General features: G+C 56.3%; 19 protein-coding genes and 1 tRNA gene. 7 read left to right on the forward strand and 13 right to left on the reverse strand.

Annotated elements, in window-relative coordinates:
- Positions 1–364 precede the first annotated feature (364 nt).
- Positions 365–895 (forward strand): GcrA family cell cycle regulator, encoded by a 531-nt coding sequence (locus tag CUC55_RS08775; RefSeq protein ID WP_067648883.1) that lies wholly within the window; start codon positions 365–367, stop codon positions 893–895.
- A gap of 379 nt (positions 896–1,274) precedes the next feature.
- Here the strand turns inward: CUC55_RS08775 and CUC55_RS08780 are convergent, their stop codons facing one another.
- The 3 genes from CUC55_RS08780 to CUC55_RS08790 form a co-directional block, all read right to left on the reverse strand.
- Positions 1,275–1,664, reverse strand: a complete 390-nt coding sequence (locus CUC55_RS08780; protein WP_103087581.1) for a DUF6481 family protein — start codon at positions 1,662–1,664, stop codon at positions 1,275–1,277.
- 36 nt (positions 1,665–1,700) lie between these two features.
- Positions 1,701–1,922, reverse strand: coding sequence for a hypothetical protein (locus CUC55_RS08785; protein WP_103087582.1), 222 nt, complete (start codon positions 1,920–1,922; stop codon positions 1,701–1,703).
- Between the two features lie 230 nt (positions 1,923–2,152).
- Complete coding sequence (locus CUC55_RS08790; protein WP_067648892.1) at positions 2,153–2,362, reverse strand: cold-shock protein; 210 nt, start codon at positions 2,360–2,362, stop codon at positions 2,153–2,155.
- Between the two features lie 578 nt (positions 2,363–2,940).
- On the opposite strand from CUC55_RS08790, the gene CUC55_RS22715 reads away from it, so the two are divergent.
- Positions 2,941–3,087, forward strand: coding sequence for a hypothetical protein (locus CUC55_RS22715; protein ID WP_157940937.1), 147 nt, complete (start codon positions 2,941–2,943; stop codon positions 3,085–3,087).
- 6 nt (positions 3,088–3,093) lie between these two features.
- Here the strand turns inward: CUC55_RS22715 and phoB are convergent, their stop codons facing one another.
- From phoB to phoR, 7 genes are all read right to left on the reverse strand, one after another.
- The gene (gene phoB, locus CUC55_RS08795) at positions 3,094–3,777 is read right to left on the reverse strand and encodes a phosphate regulon transcriptional regulator PhoB (RefSeq protein ID WP_045229896.1); all 684 of its coding nucleotides are present in this window, start codon (positions 3,775–3,777) and stop codon (positions 3,094–3,096) included.
- A gap of 32 nt (positions 3,778–3,809) precedes the next feature.
- Entirely contained in the window at positions 3,810–4,526 is a 717-nt protein-coding gene (phoU, locus tag CUC55_RS08800; RefSeq protein ID WP_067648894.1) for a phosphate signaling complex protein PhoU, read from the reverse strand.
- A gap of 83 nt (positions 4,527–4,609) precedes the next feature.
- Positions 4,610–5,425, reverse strand: a complete 816-nt coding sequence (gene pstB / locus CUC55_RS08805) for a phosphate ABC transporter ATP-binding protein PstB (RefSeq protein ID WP_103087583.1) — start codon at positions 5,423–5,425, stop codon at positions 4,610–4,612.
- 15 nt (positions 5,426–5,440) lie between these two features.
- Positions 5,441–6,763, reverse strand: coding sequence for a phosphate ABC transporter permease PstA (gene pstA, locus CUC55_RS08810; protein WP_103087584.1), 1,323 nt, complete (start codon positions 6,761–6,763; stop codon positions 5,441–5,443).
- On the reverse strand, positions 6,760–8,244 hold the full coding sequence (pstC, locus tag CUC55_RS08815) for a phosphate ABC transporter permease subunit PstC (protein ID WP_103087585.1): 1,485 nt from the start codon (positions 8,242–8,244) through the stop codon (positions 6,760–6,762). Before pstC ends, pstA begins: the two co-directional genes overlap by 4 nt.
- Before the next feature lie 269 nt (positions 8,245–8,513).
- The gene (locus CUC55_RS08820) at positions 8,514–9,548 is read right to left on the reverse strand and encodes a substrate-binding domain-containing protein (RefSeq protein WP_067648906.1); all 1,035 of its coding nucleotides are present in this window, start codon (positions 9,546–9,548) and stop codon (positions 8,514–8,516) included.
- 214 nt (positions 9,549–9,762) lie between these two features.
- Positions 9,763–11,034 (reverse strand): phosphate regulon sensor histidine kinase PhoR, encoded by a 1,272-nt coding sequence (gene phoR / locus CUC55_RS08825; RefSeq protein ID WP_103087586.1) that lies wholly within the window; start codon positions 11,032–11,034, stop codon positions 9,763–9,765.
- Positions 11,035–11,184: 150 nt separating this feature from the next.
- On the opposite strand from phoR, the gene ppk2 reads away from it, so the two are divergent.
- The gene (gene ppk2, locus CUC55_RS08830; protein WP_103087587.1) at positions 11,185–12,066 is read left to right on the forward strand and encodes a polyphosphate kinase 2; all 882 of its coding nucleotides are present in this window, start codon (positions 11,185–11,187) and stop codon (positions 12,064–12,066) included.
- Positions 12,067–12,079: 13 nt separating this feature from the next.
- On the opposite strand, the gene CUC55_RS08835 is transcribed toward ppk2, so the two are convergent.
- The gene (locus CUC55_RS08835) at positions 12,080–13,249 is read right to left on the reverse strand and encodes a hypothetical protein (protein ID WP_103087588.1); all 1,170 of its coding nucleotides are present in this window, start codon (positions 13,247–13,249) and stop codon (positions 12,080–12,082) included.
- Positions 13,250–13,556: 307 nt separating this feature from the next.
- On the opposite strand from CUC55_RS08835, the gene CUC55_RS08840 reads away from it, so the two are divergent.
- Positions 13,557–14,513, forward strand: coding sequence for an NAD(P)H-dependent flavin oxidoreductase (locus CUC55_RS08840; protein ID WP_067648920.1), 957 nt, complete (start codon positions 13,557–13,559; stop codon positions 14,511–14,513).
- Positions 14,514–14,641: 128 nt separating this feature from the next.
- Positions 14,642–14,717: transfer RNA gene (locus CUC55_RS08845), tRNA-Thr, on the forward strand.
- Positions 14,718–15,157: 440 nt separating this feature from the next.
- Here CUC55_RS08845 and rhaI read toward each other — a convergent pair.
- Complete coding sequence (gene rhaI / locus CUC55_RS08850) at positions 15,158–16,450, reverse strand: L-rhamnose catabolism isomerase (RefSeq protein ID WP_103087589.1); 1,293 nt, start codon at positions 16,448–16,450, stop codon at positions 15,158–15,160.
- 91 nt (positions 16,451–16,541) lie between these two features.
- Between rhaI and CUC55_RS08855 the strand changes: the two genes are divergently transcribed.
- Positions 16,542–16,700 carry a YqaE/Pmp3 family membrane protein gene (locus tag CUC55_RS08855; RefSeq protein ID WP_082760245.1) on the forward strand — a complete coding sequence of 53 codons (159 nt, stop codon included), beginning with the start codon at positions 16,542–16,544 and terminating at the stop codon, positions 16,698–16,700.
- Positions 16,701–16,718: 18 nt separating this feature from the next.
- Here the strand turns inward: CUC55_RS08855 and CUC55_RS08860 are convergent, their stop codons facing one another.
- Positions 16,719–18,812, reverse strand: a complete 2,094-nt coding sequence (locus tag CUC55_RS08860) for a bifunctional rhamnulose-1-phosphate aldolase/short-chain dehydrogenase (protein ID WP_103087590.1) — start codon at positions 18,810–18,812, stop codon at positions 16,719–16,721.
- Between the two features lie 203 nt (positions 18,813–19,015).
- Here CUC55_RS08860 and CUC55_RS08865 point away from each other — a divergent pair, with 203 nt between their 5' ends.
- Positions 19,016–19,840: a DeoR/GlpR family DNA-binding transcription regulator gene (locus tag CUC55_RS08865; protein ID WP_103087591.1), complete on the forward strand. Its 825-nt coding sequence runs from the start codon at positions 19,016–19,018 to the stop codon at positions 19,838–19,840.
- Positions 19,841–19,861 lie beyond the last annotated feature (21 nt).

Genomic DNA, 19,861 nt, shown 5'->3' on the forward strand with positions numbered 1-19,861 from the left:
AATGCCGCCTCGCGGCGGCTTGGGATATTCTCGGTAGGTCGAGCGCACTATTGTCACTTCCCTTGACGATGTCAACAAATGTCCACATATGCTGGCTTTCTCAAGCGATGGTAGAATCGTTTTATCAACCTACAAAGTGTTGCCTTTCTGACTCAGAAACGAAGCAAGTTGGGGNAAACCGGGAAATCGATTCCAGATGATTCCCCCGACTCTTGTCACGGAGTCTGCCGACGATTAGGTTAACTCTCAATTACTAGACTGCAAGCGGCGGAACTAGTCACCTACAATCTGGCGGATACTCTGCGCGTGGTTCACTCCACGGCATCGGGGATGATTCTGCCTGCGCTACGAGCGGAGAAACGGCATGAACTGGACTGATGAACGAGTCGAAAGACTGAAACGCCTGTGGTCCGAAGGACTGAGCGCCAGCCAGATCGCAGCGCAGCTCGGTGGCGTCAGCCGCAACGCCGTCATCGGTAAAGTGCACCGTTTGAATCTCCCAGGCCGTGCGAAAGCTGGCGGGACAGTAGCAACCACACGTCCAGCAGCCAAGCGCCCAGCAGCCTCGACAGCTCCGCGTCCAGCAAATTTTCAGGCACGTCCAACCGCTGCCCGCCCTAACGTCCGCACTGCAGGTTCGACCGCGTTGAAAGACGACATGGACACCGATACAGCGCGGGTTCTTGAGTATGTTCCCGTCAGCAACGCATCGCTGCCAACCTCTCTTCGTCTGACCTTGACTGAGCTAACGGAGCGCACATGCAAGTGGCCAGTGGGCGATCCGCTAAAGGATGATTTTCACTTCTGCGGTTGCGAGTCCCACGAGTCCTCGCCTTACTGCAAGTTCCACGCCAAGATGGCCTACCAGCCAGTGAGCGAGCGTCGCAGAGCCTAAAAGGCCGCACGCACATTGCTGAATATAAAAAAGCGGGTCATTGGCCCGCTTTTTTGTTGCCTGGAATTTTCGGAATGGTCGACACCGCAGTTCAGCGCACCAACAGCACCTACATCTCTGCGCTCGGCTAAACGCACGCCCCGCCGTTCACATCTTGATTGCAAAAGCTCTCATAAACATTGGATGCTTTGCGAATGGTTCGGACCACTTATGGAGGGAAATTTCTGCGCAACACCAATACGATTTGCGCAAGGCGCAAGCCTGCTTGCTGATACTCAGCCGCGGGCGTCACGTGCTTTGGAGGCACGATTTTGGATTATATCCATCTCGCCAGATCGCAGCCCTTCGATTGAACGGCTGCTGGATCTTGGCGAATGGATCAGCCTTGGCGGGCTTTGCGGTTGGCATAACGACGATCGCGTTCTGCCTTGCGGGCCGCTTCGTCTTCGACAACGCGAGCAATACGANTTTTTTCAGCCGCCTTGCGGGCGTCTTCTTCAGCGTTTGCGGCAGCTTCGAGTTCGGCTTCGCGTTGCGCAGCTTCAGCTTCGAGGCGAAGTTTTTCTTCACGCTTCTGCGCATCTCTTTCGGCCTGACGCGCTCTGCGTGCTTCGGCAACAGCAATCTGCTCTGCCTGCTTGGCTTCGAGTGTCGGTGCGGCAGCTTCCTTTGCTTCACGATAGGCCTTCAAAAGAGCGGCCTTCGCGTCGGCCGCGGCGCCGCGACGTTCGGAAACTTCGTTGTTCTTGATATTTCTAGTGTTTCTCAAATCTCTATTCCAGTTGATGCGTCATGCCGACCGGGGTCAGGATTTTTTGGCGCGTTTCGTTGGGATGACTGCGGGTTTCATGCTGTCGTCAAGTTCTTTCGCAAGGCGCGCTTCACGCAGCCTGATGGTCTTTTCGTCGCGAGCCTGGGCAATGGAGTTGAGTTCATCAACCGCACGACCGCGTGCNAAAAACTGCGATTGCGTAGCGCCGAAAGCGATTTCGGCCTGCTTGCGAGATTTGCTGTGAGCGTCAGACATGGAGTTCCCTTCCTATCGCATCGCACTGAAAATCGGAATCGATTTTTTNAAAAGGACGATACGCAGATTTATTGCTCGAAGCGTATTCGTGCATCTCGACGATGCAATACGTTCAAGCGTTTGGCCGTCGAGCGGCACNAAAAAAGGCCAGGCAACCTGCCTGACCTCGATTGGTCTCATGCTTTCAACAATGCCAGTACATCCGTGGTCAATGGAAAGCAGAGTCCGTATTATACAGCCTGCAGGTTGCAAGCAGACATTTTGCCCGACTTGTTGTCGCGCTCAAGGTCGTAGCTCAGCTTCTGGCCTTCAACGATTTCGCGCATACCTGCACGCTCTACAGCGGAGATGTGTACGAATGCGTCTGTGCCGCCGTTGTCAGGCTGAATGAAGCCGAAGCCCTTGGTGGAGTTAAACCATTTTACTGTGCCTGTGGTCATAATGAACCCTTTCAAAGCATAAGAGATAGATCGCAGAACTTGCGTCCCGCGTGCGATTATAGCGANTTTTTTGAAGGAAAGGGTTAGTTCAAAACGCGGTGCTAATCGCGCGGCAACCAAAGCTCAGCAAGCAAAATATCGATATGACATTGATAGACGTTTATCGTCGGATAGTCAAACTTTAANTTTGAGATAATGACATCGACTACCGATGGCGCTGCTCGAAGGGTACGTTTGGTGCATGCTGGCAGTTGGCTTTTATATCAGAAAGAGGTGNCCCTGGACCCAATCGACGTCTTGGNAAAATATATCTCAGACATATGGTCCAAAGTTATTGAAGCTCCTTTTCTATCCATCTCCCGTCGGTCTTGTGGAGATGGAAGGGTATACGTTGAGTGGGCCAATAATCACTATTGGCTCATCTGTGAAGAGCGCGGCAAGGAATACTGGCGCAGGGAAGCCGAGGACATCGATGATGCCGCATTCGAGTTGAATTCGACAGAACTTATGATGCACGCAATCAAAAAGGAGCGCTCTTTACGTCCCGCAAAAGTGTCCTACCATCTCGTTGGAACTGGATGTACCTGGACATCGAAATGATGGGCGCGATGAAAACGAGTTATGGAATTCGAGCAAAACAGCGCTACGTCGAAGTTTTGCAGCGCGCGCGCCTGAGCCAAGAAGAAAGACTTTACGCGCGCTACCCAATCAATCTGGAAGTCTGATATCTATCAGGCTTCCATAGAGTATCCCGCGCCGCGCACGGTGCGGATAACATCCTGCATATTGGAGAAGTTGAGCGCCTTGCGCAGGCGGCCGACGTGGACGTCCACGGTGCGTTCATCCACATAGATGTCGTGACCCCAGACGCCGTCGAGAAGCTGAGAGCGCGAGAAAACACGACCGGGAGACACCATCAGGAATTCCAGCAGGCGGAATTCGGTTGGTCCGAGCCGCACTTCACGGGTCTTGCGGTGAACCCGGTGGGTTTCCCGGTCCAACTCGATATCCCCGCATTTCAGCACCGAAGACAGGACTTCGGGACGAGCGCGGCGCAGCATGGCCTTGACGCGGGCCATCAGTTCCGGCGTTGAAAATGGCTTGACCACATAGTCGTCGGCACCGGTGGCCAGACCACGCACACGTTCGCTTTCCTCACCACGTGCCGTCAACATGATGATCGGGAGGCGTTCGGTTTCAGGACGCATTCTCAGACGGCGGCAAAGCTCGATGCCGGAAACGCCCGGCAGCATCCAGTCCAGGATCAAAAGATCCGGCGTGCGCTCCTGCAAGCGGATTTCCGCTTCGTCGCCACGCGGGATCGTGTCCACGTCGTAACCTTCGGATTCCAGATTGTAGCGAAGAAGAACGCTCAACGCCTCTTCATCTTCGACAACTGCTATTTTCGGCACCATGGCTAAGGGACTCCGCCAGTCTTATAGGGAATTCACTCGGTTACTGCACCGAGCGTGTTGGAACTGTCGTCCTTGGGACGCTCGCCTTCCGGCTGGCTACCGGTGGCCATGTAGTAGATGGTCTCCGCGATGTTCGTGGCATGATCGCCAACACGCTCTATGTTCTTGGCACAGAACAGAAGATGCGTGCAGGTGGTAATGTTGCGCGGATCTTCCATCATATATGTCAGCAACTCGCGAAACAGCGAGGTGTACATCGCGTCGATTTCCTCGTCGCGCTCGCGGATGGTCTGTGCCTTTTCCGCCGAACGGGTGGAATAGACGTCCAGAACGTCTTTCAGCTGCACCAGCGCCAGTTCGGACAGATGCTCGAGACCGCGCGCCAGCTTGCGAGGAACGCCGGTTCCGGCAACCGCTATAACGCGCTTGGCCGTGTTCTTGCCGAGGTCGCCGACGCGCTCCAGATCGGCAGCGATGCGCAGCGAGCCAATGATTTCGCGAAGGTCGGCTGCCATAGGCTGGCGCTTGGCAATGGTGACGATGGCCTTGTCGCCGATTTCGCGTTCGGCGTTGTCAAGGATCGTGTCATCCGAGATGACCTTCTGGGCCAGGGCTGCGTCGGAATTGACGAGGGCGCGCACGGCATCCGCGCACATCTGCTCCGCCAGACCGCCCATTTCGGCGATACGGCGGGTCAGGAACTTCAGCTCTTCATCGTAAGCGGACATGATATGCGAGTGGGTCGGCATGTTCTACTCTCCAGTTTCGGTGCGATTCCGCAAGCCCAGCCGGGCTCAAGCGGTTTGCGCTGATGTTGTGAACCAACGGCAGATCAGCCGAAGCGGCCCATGATGTAGTCCTGCGTACGCTGGTCATCCGGGTTGGTGAACATCTTGTCGGTGTCANTTTCTTCCACCAGATGGCCGAGGTGGAACATGGCCGTGCGCTGAGATACGCGGGCGGCCTGCTGCATAGAGTGCGTCACGATAACGATCGTATAGTTGGCGCGCAGCTCGTGGATCAATTCCTCGANCTTGGCAGTCGCAATCGGGTCCAGCGCCGAGCATGGCTCATCCATCAGGATGACTTCAGGCGAAACGGCAATGGCGCGGGCGATGCAAAGACGTTGCTGCTGGCCACCGGAAAGACCGGTACCGGATTCGTGCAGGCGATCCTTTGCTTCGTTCCACAGGCCGGCCTTTTGCAGGCTGGCTTCGACGATCTGGTCCATATCAGCCTTGCTGCGGGCAAGACCGTGGATGCGTGGGCCGTAGGCGATGNTTTCATAGATCGTCTTCGGGAATGGGTTCGGCTTCTGGAACACCATGCCGACGCGCGCGCGCAACTCAACTACGTCGATCGCGGGATCGTAGACATCGTCCTCATCGAGCGTGATCTTGCCGGTGACGCGGCAACCGTCGATCGTGTCGTTCATGCGGTTCAGCGTCCGCAGGAAAGTAGACTTTCCACAACCGGATGGCCCGATCAAAGCTGTTACCGTGTTTTCGCGAACGTTGAGGTTCACATCGTAAAGGGCGCGTTTCTCGCTATAATAGACAGAAACGTCCTTGCCGATCATCTTGTACGAAACTTCATTCATTTTCTTGTCCAGCGCCTTTTCAACTGCTGCTTCCGACAACATGTTCATAGCTTTCAAGCTCCTCTACCAGCGCCGTTCAAAGCGGCGACGCAACAGAATTGCGCCAACATTCATGACGATGAGGAACATAAGCAGGATGATAATAGCGCCGGATGTTCTTTCGACAAAGGCACGTTCTGCTTCGTTCGCCCACATGTAAATCTGCACCGGCAGGGCCGTAGACGGGTCCATGGGTGTTGTCGGATAGTTCGTGACGAAGGCGACCATGCCGATCAGAAGCAATGGCGCGGTTTCACCGAGAGCATGCGCCAGGCCGATGATCGTGCCGGTCAGAATGCCGGGCATGGCAAGCGGCAGGACATGGTGGAAAATGGTCTGCATTTTCGACGCGCCAAGGCCAAGAGCCGCGGCACGGATGGAGGGTGGCACTGCCTTCAGCGCCGCGCNGGTGGCGATGATGATGGTTGGCAGAGTCATCAGGGTCAGAACCAGACCGCCAACCAGCGAGGCCGAGCGTGGAAAGCCCATGAAGTTGATGAAGACCGACAGACCAAGCAGACCGTAAACAATCGAGGGAACGGCAGCCAGGTTGTTGATGTTGACCTCGATGAGATCCGTCAGGCGGTTCTTTGGCGCAAACTCTTCCAGATAGATGGACGCTGCGACACCGATGGGCAGAGACAGAACCAGCACGATCAGCATCATGTAGAACGAGCCGATGAGAGCAACGCCAACGCCAGAGGCTTCCGGACGGCTGGATGCGCCGTTGAAGAAGATGCCGGTGTTGAACTGCTTGGCAATCTGGCCAGCATCGGTGAGTTGCTTGACCCAGGCGAGTTGCTGATCGGATATCCGACGGTTCTGTTCATTGACAGTCAGATCGACCTGGCCCTTGAAGGCGCTGTCGAGATCGCCCGACGCCAGAAGGGAGACGGTGCGTGTTGTGCCGATGATGCTTGGATCATTGACGACGACATCCCGGAGCTGAACGCGGATACCATCCGAAATCATCGCAGAGACACCGCGCAGAGCCGTGCGGTCATCCAGCGAAACGCCAAGTGCCTTGGCCACCGCATTGCGGGCCACGAGAGGATAGTTGGCCGTAACGAGCTTGGCCGGGTTCTGAGCACGCACATTATCCGGATCGATGATCTGTTCAGAAAACTCGACCGGGACGGTAATCATGGTCTGCTGGAACGCTGTGTAACCCTTGCCAACGACCGACCAGAGCAGAAGAAACAGGAACAGCAAACCAAAGGTGATGGCTGCGAGACCGTAGGCGCGGAAGCGGCGCTCGGAGGCGTAGCGGCGTTTGATGCCGATATCGCGCCGGACCTTCTTCGTTGCGGCTGGGGCAATAGTGCCCGGAGTAACGACGTCGGTCATTCGTACTGCTCCCGGTATTTGCGCACTATGTAGAGCGCGTAGATATTGAGGCAAAGCGTGATGGCAAAGAGGGTAATGCCAAGCGCGAAGGCAACCAGTGTCTGCGGCGAGGTGAACTCAAGGTCACCGGTCAACTGGCTGACGATCTTGACGGTGACGGTGGTCATCGGCTCGAACGGGTTGAGTTGCAGGCGTGCTGCCACACCTGCGGCCAGCACGACGATCATGGTTTCACCGATCGCACGCGAGGCCGTCATCAGGATCGCACCGACAATGCCCGGAAGGGCTGCCGGAAGGATGACCTTCTTGACCGTTTCAGAACGGGTGGCGCCCAGGCCGAGTGAACCGTCACGCATTGTGCCGGGTACTGCGGTAATGATGTCATCCGACAGCGAAGACACATAGGGGATCAGCATGATGCCCATGACGAAGCCAGCGGTGATGACGCTCTGCGCCTGGATGAAGTTCGTGTAGTCGCCAGTCGCCAGTCCGTTGATCTGCGAGGAAATGTCGCGCAGGAACGGGCCGACGGTTGTCAGCGCGAAGAAGCCGTAGACGATGGTAGGGATACCCGCCAGCACTTCCAGAAGCGGCTTTGCGACCGAGCGGAAACGAGGGCTTGCATATTCGGCCATGTAGATGGCTGNAAACAAACCGACCGGGACCGCAACCAGCATGGCGACGAAGCCGATATAGAGCGTGCCGGCCAGAAGGGGAATAAGGCCGAATTGACCTGCACTATCGGTAGAACCGGCAGCGGCAAAACGTGGGTCCCACACCGTTCCGAAGAAGAACTGATGGGCGGGCACCATGTTGAAGAACTGAATGGCTTCCGTCAGCATCGACAAGACAATGCCGATGGTTGTGAGAATGGCGATGGACGACGCCAGCACCAGAGCGGCAAGAATGACCTTCTCGACATTGTTACGCGCCCTGAACCGTGGAGCAATGCCGCGCATGGCGTAGACTGCACCGCCAATCGCCACGACGAGCACGACGAGAACCATGCCGACCTGACTGGCCGCGGACATGGTATTCAGCGTTTCAGCTGCTTCGACCATGTAAGGCTGCGGATCTCCGGCAATGGCAACGCCCTTTGACCCCAGCAGCGGCCGCAATGTGGCCGGATCGGCCTTGGCCGCAGCAAATTCTTCCGGTGTCAGGCGCTCGAGGCCACGCGCAATTGAGCCGACCATGCCGTAATTGAGGCTCTGCTGAGCTTCCGATTGCGCCCGGATATCTTCTGGAAACGCGGCGCGCACCGAAGAGGTGATAACGAAGGGGCTGATAACCAGCCAAAGCGCGAGAATGAACGCTGCAGGAAGAACCGCCCAGACGAGAACATAGGAGCCGTGATAACCCGGCCGCGAATGCATCTTTGTGGCGCTGGCGCCCACCATTGCGACTGCGCGACGTGTGCCAAGCAAATAGCTGGCTGTGCCGATCAGCGCCAATATAAGCAAAAGTATGGATGTGTTCATGGAGACTTTCCTCGGCGCATCAGAAAAGTGGATGCGGTATCAGGCAGCTTTGTAATTTGCACATCGGATCGTCCGAAGACCGGACTGACCTTGAGGTCGTACGGTTTCGTGACAGGCGCTGTATCCCCTGCTCGGCTTCGACTTTCCAGATTGATAGATCCTATTCATCGGGTCTGAGCGTCCGGTAAATAGGGCCTGTCAGCCCATGGGTGNCTTGGCAGACAGATAGATGAAAGGCGCGGCAGTGGTGCCGCGCCTTCCGTCAGGATTTACATGACCTTACCGGTTTCGAACTGGGCGCGGATTTCCTTGCGTTCTGCTTCAGGAGCAGCAACCAGGCCGTAGTTTGCCAGAGGAGATTCTGGACCGATCATCTCGTCAGAAACGAAGAACTCAACATATTCCTTGAGGCCAGGAATAACGCCGAGGTGGGCCTTCTTGACGTAGAAGTACAGTGGACGAGACACTGGATACTTGCCGCTTGCAACGGATTCCGTGGTCGGAACGATGCCGCCGACGGTTGCAACCTTCAGCTTGTCCATGTTGTTTTCGTAGAATGCGAGGCCGAATACGCCAACGCCGGTCTTGTTTGCAGCGATGCGAGCCAGCGTTTCCGTGTAGTCGCCGTCGATATCGACAGCAGCGCCGTCTTTACGAACTGCGATGCACTTTGCAGCAGCCTGCTTGGCGTCGGGAACGAGGGTCTTGAGAGCGTCAGTTGCTTTAGCTTCCTTGCAGCCATCAGCCATGATCTTCTCTTCGAAGACTTCGCGTGTGCCGTGCTTGGAGCCAGGAATGTAAGCGGCGATCGCTACGTCTGGCAGCTCCTTGTTGACTTCCGACCACTTCTTGTAAGGATTGGCAACGAGCTTGCCGTCCTTGACGATTTCAGCGGCCAGAGCGAGGTACACGTCCTTTGCCTCAAGCTTGACGTCGGCGTTGGACTTGTCCATCGCAAAGACGATACCATCGTAACCGATCTTCACTTCCTGAACGTCGGTAACGCCAGCAGCCTTACAAGCTGCAAGTTCGTCAGCCTTGATAGCGCGCGAAGCGTTGGCAATGTCGATTGTGCCTTCACCAACGCCAGAGCAGAATGCCTTCAGACCACCGCCTGTGCCGCCGGACTCAACAACTGGAGCCTTGAAGTCAGGGAATGTTTCGGAGAAGGATTCAGCAACGATCTTTGCGTAAGGCAGAACGGTGGACGAACCAGCAACCTGGATCTGGTCGCGAGCAGAGGCGGCGCCTGCGAAGGCAACTGAAGCCACCAAGGCTGCTGCGGACAATTTAACGATATTCATGTGAATCTCCCGTAGGGTGCCCGCGGTGGGCATTTGTGGACGCTGCCGGCAGGAGTTTTACCCTCTTGCCCAACTATGGGCTGCCCCGGCGACCTCTTCATAACCAGTCTTGCCACACCCNTTTATGTCACTTCGATGAAGTATTTGTGACAATCTAAATATCTGATTATTATAAANTTTTTTTCTTCATAGAATCCGCGATATGCGTTTTATGTCAAAATCTCACGGTGAAGTCGGTTCCGACATCCAGTTCCGACCGGATAATCAACCTGGCGCGGTGGCGGGTGAGGATGTGCTTGACGATGGCAAGCCCGAGACCCGTGCCTTTTTTCGAGCGGCTATCGGCCACGCTGACACGGTAAAATCTTTCCGTAAGGCGTGGGACATGTTCCGCCGGAATTCCCGGCCCCTTATCCACAACGCCGACCTCAACGGGNTTTCCAGGATTGGCACGCNAAAACACGTCCACCACCTTGCCATCCTGACCGTATTTGCAGGCATTTTCGACAAGGTTCTGAAACACCTGAACCAACTCGTCACGGTCGCCGATGACCTCGACCTTTTCCGCAGGCATATGAAGATTGATTTCGATGTCGAGATCTTGCGCCAATGGAAGCAGCGAGTCCCTGACATGACCCAGCAACGGCACCAGATCAACCTTTTGATCGGGTGCGATATTGGCGCGCAACTCCAGCCGCGACAGCGACATCAGGTCATCCACAAGGCGGCTCATGCGTGTGGCCTGATCCAGCATGATGCCCAGAAACCGCTCCCGCGCCTTTGGATCGTCACGGGCCGGGCCCTGCATGGTTTCGATAAAGCCTCGAAGCGATGCCAGTGGGGTGCGCAGTTCATGGCTGGCATTGGCGACGAAGTCGCTCCGCATCCGGTCTATCCGGCGCAATTCCGAAACATCCCGGAAAGACAGAATGTAAAGCGGCGCACTTGCCTGCCCCTGCATTTCAGCCAGCGCAATGCGGACGATGAAGACACGCTCGGAAGGCAATCGCTCCGAATGCTCGACCTGATTGGGCTGTCCTGTGGCGATGGTTTCGCGAATGACATCCAGCAGACCCGGAGAGCGCAGTCGTCCGGAAATGTGCGAGCCGACAGCAAGTGTTCCGAACGCCTTTTCTGCGGCGCTGTTTTCGAAGAGAACGCTGGCATTACGGTCCAGAATGAAAACCGGGGTGTCGAGAACCGCAAGCCCGGAACGAACACCGGCAATCAGGCTTTCGCTGACACCTTGTTCCTCTTCTCTTTCTGCCTCGGCGGTATTTTCCCNGGGCAATCTTGCGACAACACCAGAGCTGATCGCCAGAATGGCCAAGACCGCCCCCAACCAGAGTGCTAGCGGGACATAGGGCGAGCGCAACTCCGACAGGGCGACCGCGGCGAGCAAGGTGACGACAATAATGGGTAGCCAGCTTCTGCGAAGCTTCTGCAAATATCGCCCCACTGCGTCTCCACCTTCCATGATTGCCATAGTCTTCCACTTTTCTTCTACGCCGAAATCGGCGCATCGAAACCTCTTATCCCTCTTTCATGACAAAGATTCATCACTATGTCNTTTCCACAGCCTGTATCAACGCAATGACAAGACGCCGACCTCAAACATCACATCCAGGGAGCCATGATGAGCGAAAACGCCAAGGACCGTTCGGTTGAACTTCAAATCGAAGGCAAAACCCGAATCTTCAACATCGACGATCCCGTTCTGCCGGAGTGGGTCGAAGATAAAAAACTTTCCGCCGGTGGGTTCCCCTACGACAAGAAGATGAACCGCGACGAGTATGACAAGACGCTGGAAGCGCTACAGATCGAGCTAGTGAAAGTTCAAAACTGGTTGCAGGCCACCGGCCAGCGCGTGATGTCGGNTTTCGAAGGGCGCGATGCCGCCGGAAAAGGCGGGGTCATTTCGGTCATCAAGGAATATCTCAACCCCCGAACTGCGCGCGTCGTTGCGCTTACCAAACCAACGGAAACCGAACGCGGACAGTGGTATTTCCAGCGCTACATCTCGCATTTTCCAACCGCTGGAGAATTCGTGATGTTCGACCGTTCCTGGTATAACCGCGCAGGCGTCGAACCTATCATGGGTTTCTGTACTCCGGAGGAACACAAGCGCTTCCTCAAGGAAACGCCGCGCCTCGAAAAGATGGTGGTCCATGAAGGCACCTACCTGTTCAAGTTCTGGCTGGACACGGGCCGGGAAACCCAGCTTGACCGCTTTCACGATCGACGTCATAGCCCATTGAAATCCTGGAAATTGTCCGACATGGACATCGCCGCTCTGACCAAGTGGGACGACTACACGGCCATGCGTGACCTGATGCTCGNAAAAACCCATAATGATGAAGCGCCATGGACGGTCATCCGTGCCAATGACAAGCGCCGCGCCCGCATTAACCTGATCAAACACATCCTGGCGTCGCTGGACTATGACGGCAAGGACAAGAAGGCGATTGGCGATATCGACGGCAAGATTCTGGGGTTTGGTCCGGATTTCTTGAAGTAGAAAGCACCTCGCATCACTCGCCCGGCAGAATCCTGACAGAGTAGAGATTGACCGGGCGACCGTTGCCATCGACATCGCTGTTGATGACAATGCGGCCCGGACTGTTGGGAGCAAGCGTCCGGTCGAACGTCACATTGATCAGCATGTCCGCACGCTCAGGCGTTGCCGTGAAACGGTGGCGGGCGCAATTTCCAAGGCTACCGAAATCACAGCTGATGGACAGCTGCGTCTGGCGGTCGCTGGAGGATTGTAGTGTTATGGCAATGGTCGAGGATTTACCGGCCATCTCGCGCAGCACTTCTGTCGGCACGGCAATGCTGACGTTACCATCAGCCTCCGCCACGCGTGATGTCAGCCGCACGGCTTTTCCAGCAGGTGTAGAGATGTCCTCGATGGCGGCGAGAGAACCTGCTTGAAGACCTGAATTGCCACGATCAGCATTGAAAATCTCGTTCCAGGCATCAGAAAATCCACGCCCTGCTTCAAGGCTCGGCTCCGGCTTGGTCTCCGTGCCCGTGAAATCTTCCGACTGCACTTCCGGCGGCGGATTTGGGACGCTGGTGTCACGTTCGGCAGGGCTAAGCAGCAGGCCGGAACTGTAGACCCACCATGCGCCNAAACCCAGGAATGCCAACAGGGTNAAATAAATGAACAACCGCGCGACCAGCCGCTTTTTACGGCGCGCTTTTGCGGCGCGCTGTGGCGTGAATGCTAGAGACCCCATATCCGAATCCGATGCAGACCTGGCATCTGGCGCGACCACGCCGCGCTCGGCACGAAAATCCTCTATATCGTGACCCGCGGGATCGGCATTCGGAGTTTCACCCCTCACCTCCGCATCGACCGGCAGGTCGTTTGCTTCCTCTTCCCACTGCGCAGGCGAGACAGATGGCGTGACCGAAGGAACCTGTGGCGCAGCAGCAGGCGCCCTGGCTGCTTCACGCCGAACATGATCTTCCACGACATTGAGCAGCCGGTTGCGTTCTTCACTCTCGATAGCATGGACCAGCATTTCAAGCCGCTGGCGCTGCTGCGCCACCACATCGGGGTCTTCTATGCCCTGCTTGCGCAAACCCGCTTCCAGCGCTTGCCGCGACGACTGGTAGATCCGCGCGCGCACTTCGGCGCTTGATCTGTCCGANTTTTCGAGGGCATTCCTAATTGCCGTTTCCAGTCCGCTCACGACCCGTCCTTACCTTGCCATGCAAAAGGCGTCTGCGGCCTTGCGCCATGTTGTTTACGATTCGGTAACGACTAGCTTGCGCAATCGCAAGCGATGTATTTCACAAACAGCGCAATGGCTTGGGGAAAAGCACTCGAAATGGCTCGTAATGCAGCCTTTTCCGTCTTCTCGGCTCCTACCCCTGATAGCCGGCTGTGGAATGCACAGGGTGATCTTACGATAGCATTTTGCATTCTTTTTCGCTTTTCAGACCGCGTTAGCTTCGCTACATCTTACGTGTGCGTAAACGTAATTCGTGGGAGGAAACATGCTGCCGGCCGTACTCAACGATAATCTTCGACTGCCGGTGATTGCCTCGCCGCTGTTCATAATCTCCCATCCCGAATTGACGCTGGCGCAATGTAAGGCTGGCGTCGTCGGCGCATTTCCAGCTTTGAACGCCCGCCCGGAAAGCCAGCTTGACGAATGGCTGGCGATGATGACCGACGACCTTGCCAGCTATAACGCGGCAAACCCCGAGAGACCGGCGGCGCCCTTTGCGGTGAACCAGATTGTTCACACCTCAAACAAGCGTCTGGAGCATGATCTCGGTCTGTGCGTCAAATACAAGGTGCCGATCGTCATCTCATCGCTGGGAGCCGTGCCTGAAGTCAACGCCGCCATTCATTCCTACGGCGGTATCGTGCTGCATGACGTGATCAACAACCGCCACGCCAGTTCCGCCATTCGCAAGGGAGCTGACGGCCTGATTGCCGTTGCGACAGGTGCAGGCGGCCACGCAGGCACGCTCTCCCCCTTCGCACTGGTTCAGGAAATCCGCGAATGGTTCGACGGCCCCCTGCTTCTGGCAGGCGCAATCGCCAATGGCGGAGCAATCCTTGCCGCCCAGGCCATGGGCGCTGACATGGCCTATGTCGGCTCCCCCTTCATCGCCACGACCGAAGCGAGGGCAAGCGATGCGTACAAACAGGCCATCGTCGACGCCCAGGCCAGCGACATCGTGTATTCCAACTATTTCACCGGCATTCACGGCAACTACATGAAAGCCTCGATCATTGCCGCTGGCATGGACCCCGATAATCTGCCAGTGGCCGACCCGTCAAAGATGGATTTCGGAGTGGCGACGAGCGGCGCAAAAGCATGGAAAGACATCTGGGGGGCTGGCCAAGGCGTGGGCGCCGTCAAAGCCATCGAACCAGTCTCCGCTCTGGTCGACCGCCTCGCCTCCGAATACACCGCAGCCAAGGCGCGGCTTTGCAACTGACATTGACGAAGGCGGTGCGAACCGTTGCGGATTTTTAAGTCAAGCGACATTCAAGACTTGAAATCCGGGTTCAATGCTTGTATCAGCCCGCCATATCCCACGGCGCCGGAACTATCGGCGNCTGGTAAGCCGCTTTAGCTCAGGTGGTAGAGCACATCATTCGTAATGATGGGGTCGCAGGTTCGAGTCCTGCAAGCGGCACCANTTTCCCGTGTTGTTCAATTGGATACTGCGAGATTGATTGCGGTTAGGCACCTTCCATATTTGGCAGGCATCTACACCATTTATTCATTCACCGCTCCCAGAACCGCNAAAAACTTTCACATGCGAGTGAAATCATTGCTGAGGCTGGGTGGTCGTCCTGGGTATCAACGTCCCGTCCTGGCTTTGCGGTGAAAGCTGCCTATCGCCGTTGAGGAATGCGATGCTCAGCACGATGCCCACGAGCACTAGTAAAAGCGCTACGAAAATCAGGCCTGATTTGTCTATTGGTTGCTTCATGCGTCCCTAACATAAACGTGAATGTGAAGATGATGGGGCGGAAAACACATTTCTTTAACGCTGGACATATTTGGTTACAAATAAATGAAGGCACGCCGTCGCGTGCCTTCATTTATTAGTGNTTGCGGCTCTCGAGAATGGCGTCAAATGATGCCGCCGCTGCCGCTTCTGGATTCCGGGCGTTCGGCTGCCACCTTGGCGCGGTAGCCACTGGCGCGGTACGTGGCGATGGGGTCGAGGGCACCGCTAGATCTTCTGCGCGCTTCAGCCAGAATGGGTTCCACATCCGTGCGGTAGGCTCGCTTCAGTGTGTCGGATGCCATAAGCGCGTCGTTCTCCTGTTGGAAACCATCGAGTGCCGTGCGGTCCACAAGCAGCGCCTGCGCATAGGAACGACGGATTTCGTTGGCGCTGGAGATGAGGCTTTCGATAGGATCGGTCACATTGTGCGACTGGTCGATCATATGGGCCGGGTGGAAGTCTTTGACGCCGCGATGGTCGGCATCAACCAGTTCGTTGAAGACGAGGAAGAGGCGGTAGGGATCGATAGAGCCTGCATCCAGATCGTCATCGCCATATTTGCTGTCGTTGAAATGGAAGCCGCCGAGCTTGCCGAACTGGATGAGGCGAGCGACGATCATTTCGATGTTGGTGTTGGGCGCATGGTGGCCGAGATCCACAAGGCAGAAGGCCTTTTCGCCCAGAGTGTTGGCGATGAGGTAGTTCGTGCCCCAGTCCTGCACCACTGTGGAATAGAAGGCCGGCTCGTACATCTTGTGTTCGGNAAAGATGCGCCAGTCATCCGGCAGAGCCTTATAAATCTCCGCCATAGCGGAGAGATAGCGCTCGAAGCTCTTGGTGAAATTGCTCTGGCCGGGGAAGTTGGAGCCATCGCCCACCCACACCGTCAGCGCTTTGGAGCCGAGGGCATTACCGATTTCGATGCATTCGATGTTGTGGTCCACCGCCTGTTGCCGGGTTGCTGCGTCTGCATGGCTCAGCGAGCCGTATTTGTAGGAATGCTGCTGTCCCTCGGCATCCGAAAACGTATTGGAGTTCATCGCATCGAAGCCGAGGCCAAGAGCATCGGCATGGGCTTTCAGCATTTTTGGGTCTTGGCTGTCCCATGGAATGTGCAGGGAAACATTGGGGGTAGCAGCTGTCAGCTGGTTGATGACGGCGCAATCGTCCAGCTTGTCGAAGATGCCACGCGGCTCTCCCTTCCCGGGNAAGCGGGCAAAGCGCGTGCCACCGGTACCGACGCCCCAGGAAGGAACAGCGACGAAGAATTTAGACACCTGCGCGGTGATGGCCTCGATATCGATGTCGCGACGCGCTAGATTAGTACCCAGCGCCTCGTAATCCGCATGATGGGCGCTCGCGCGCTTTTCATTTTCGCCGTCAACGATCTCTGCCGCTANTTTCAGTTCGGTCATGCTGTCCTCCCGTTCCTCGCCTCCCGCAATTGAACCAATTCCGTGCTCCCCACGTTATGTGCTTGGAAACAAACAGACGGGATATTCAATCGTGGACATTGTTCGTATTATTCTTGCCATCTTCCTGCCGCCAGTCGGCGTCTTTCTTCAGGTCGGCCTTGGGCTTCAGTTCTGGCTCAATATTCTTTTGACGCTCTGCGGTTACATCCCTGGCATCATTCACGCCATATGGGTCATCCTGCGCAGATAAACGTTATTTCACCCGCGCCTAGCGGGTGAAACTCTGCGCGTTACCAGCGTCGACATTGATGATGTTGCCAGTCGATTTTGCCGAGGCATCCGAAGTGAGAAAGTAAATCGCTTCGGCAATGTCCTCAGGCAAAACATTCAGTTTGAGCATTGAGCGCTTGCGATAATGTTCTTCCAGATCGGTGACTTCGATCTTGGAAGACGCTGCACGCTGCTCACGCCATTCGCCATTCCAGATTTTCGAACCACGAAGCACGGCATCCGGGTTGACCGTATTGACGCGGATTCCGGCGTCGGCACCTTCAAGCGCCAAGCAACGAGCCAGATGGATTTCCGCGGCCTTCGCCGTGCAATAGGCCGATGCATTGGGCGATGAGGCGAGGCCGTTCTTGGAGGCGACGAAGACGACGTTGCCGCCGATATTCTGGCGACGGAACAGACGGAAGGCTTCCCGCGAGACGAGGAAATAGCCGGTCGCAAGAATGTCGATATTCTTGTTCCACATGGCGAGCGTCGTTTCTTCGACGGGTGCGGAGGACGCGATGCCCGCATTCGACACCAGAATATCGACACCGCCAAATTCGACGCTGGCCTGCGTGAAGGCCGAGAGAACTGTGTCTTCCTTCGTCACATCCAGCTTGACACTACGCACGGCATCCGCGCTGAAACGCTTTTCGAAATCGCCTTTTGTGACTTCCAACGCAGCTTCATCGATATCCGCCAGCACGACGCAGGCACCTTCATTTGCCAAGCGCTCCGCTGTGGCACGGCCAATACCGCCCGCGCCGCCGGTGATGAAGGCCACACGGCCCGCCAAGCTCTTTGGCTTTGGCATGCGCTGTAGCTTTGCCTCTTCCAAAAGCCAGTATTCGATATCGAAAGCTTCCTGCTCCGGCAGGCCCTGATATTCGGAAACCGTGGAAGCGCCGCGCATGACATTGATGGCGTTGACGTAAAACTCACCGGCAATGCGCGCCGTCGCCTTATCCTTGGCAAAGGACAGCAGACCGACGCCGGGAATGAGGAAAATCACCGGATTGGGGTCTCTGANTTTCGGTGAATTATCGTGCTTGCAGGCTTCGTAATACCGGACGTAATCAGCGCGGTAATCGGCAAGCGCCTGATCAAGCCCGGCAAGCAGCGCATCCACATCAGGATTTGCGGTGTCTAGATCGAGGATCAGCGGGCGGATTTTGGTGCGCAGGAAATGGTCGGGGCAAGACGTGCCGAGCGCGCCCAGCGGCTTTAAATCCTTGGAATTGACGAATTCGAGCACGGCTTCCTGATCATCGAAATGGCCGAGCTTGCGCTCATCGCGACCGATATGACCACGAATTTCCGGCATCAGACGGGCAGCGATGGCGCGGCGCTCTTCAACGGACAGGCTTTTGGCGATAGCGCCACCGAAAATTGTCTTGCCCTCGGTTTCCTTGGCAAACCAGGTGATGGCCTTGTTGATAATCTCCAGCGTCAGCTCGTAGCAGGCCTTGGCATCATTATCCCAGGTAAACAGACCATGGCTTTCCAGCACGACGCCCTTGGCCGTGGGGTTGGCCTTGACGAAGGCTTCAAGGTCCAGACCGAGCTGAAAGCCGGGCCGGCGCCATGGCAGCCAGCCGATATCAGCCCCGAAAATCTGTTGCGTCAGCTCTTTGGAATTCTTGGAAGCCGCAATGGCGATGATAGCATCTGGGTGCATGTGATCGACATGATCGAACGGCACGAAACCATGCAGGGGTGTATCGATGGAGGCGGCGCGCGGGTTGAGATTGAAGGTGCAATGGGGCAGGAAACCGACCATGCGGTCTTCGTCTTCCACACCCTTATAGATGCTTTTCAGCGCTTCCAGCTTGTCGAGATAAAGCGTGGCAAAGCCATCCAGCTTGATGGTGCCGACATCTCCGCCCGAACCCTTGACCCACATGACGCGGACTTTTTCGCCCGTCAGCGGGTCGGTTTCCAGCACTTTTGCGGAGGTGTTGCCGCCGCCGTAGTTGGTGATGCGCTTGTCTGCACCCNAAAGATTGGAGCGATACAGCAGCTTGCCCGGCTCATCGAGTGTTGCCGCATAGGCATCATCCCAGCGGTTGTCGAGAAGACCCGTCTGGCCCATCGCAATATCCTCCCATGTCGTTTATCTGCAGGCCATCGAACCGGCCCGCCTCCCGATGCAGGCAGGTATCGCGCATTCAAAACGGCAATGTCAATCACAAACGATCATATANTTTCATGCTGCATTCGCACCATTGTTTATTTTGATTGAACTTGATTGACAACGTCAGATCTTTACGAATAACTGACCATCAGGAGGACCCCATGCACGAAAGCGAACGCCATCGCATCATCTTGAGCGCTATACAGGAAAAGCCTGTGGTGACGGTGCAGGATATTGCCGAGTTGACGGACGCTTCCGAAGCGACCATCCGGCGCGATATCGCCTCTCTGCACGTTCAGGGAAAGTTGCGGCGGGTGCGCGGCGGGGCTGAGGCGGTGCATCCACCACAGCTGGGCAACCTGGCAGCGCGGCCGTTTCGCGTGTCTGAATCGGTCAATATCGACAAGAAACGCGCAATTGCGCGCAAGGCGGTGGATCTCTGTGAAGAAGGTGACGCCATCATCATCAATGGCGGCACCACGACCTTTCAGATGGTCCATTATCTCTCGGCACGACGTTTGCAGGTCATGACGAATTCCTTTGCGATTGCCGAGCATCTGGTCAAGCATTCCAAGTGCAATGTCAGTGTGCCCGGCGGCGCGATCTACCGCGACCAGAGCCTGATATTGTCGCCCTTCGAAAATGACGCGATTCGCAANTTTTATGCGCGCAGAATTTTCATCGGCGCGCAGGGTGTTGGCGCGCTCGGCATCATGGAATCGGATGCGCTGGTCATTCAGAGCGAACAGAAATTGATGCGGCAAGCGGAAGAGCTGATCGTGATGATCGACTCGTCCAAATTCCGCAAACGTTCGAGCCTCATTCTCTGCCCGCTGGAAAATGTCTCCACCATCATTACCGATGAGGGCATTTCCGATGAGGCGGCACGGATGGTGGAGGCAGCGGGCGTGACGTTGATCGTGGCTGGAACGGCTGCAGCGCAGACGCGACCACCGGACGAGGAGGATTCCGTTTCGGTCGCTTGAAGAGCACCGCCGCGGGAATAA

Source organism: Agrobacterium bohemicum (genome assembly GCF_002896715.1).
Taxonomy (GTDB): Bacteria; Pseudomonadota; Alphaproteobacteria; order Rhizobiales; family Rhizobiaceae; genus Agrobacterium; species Agrobacterium bohemicum.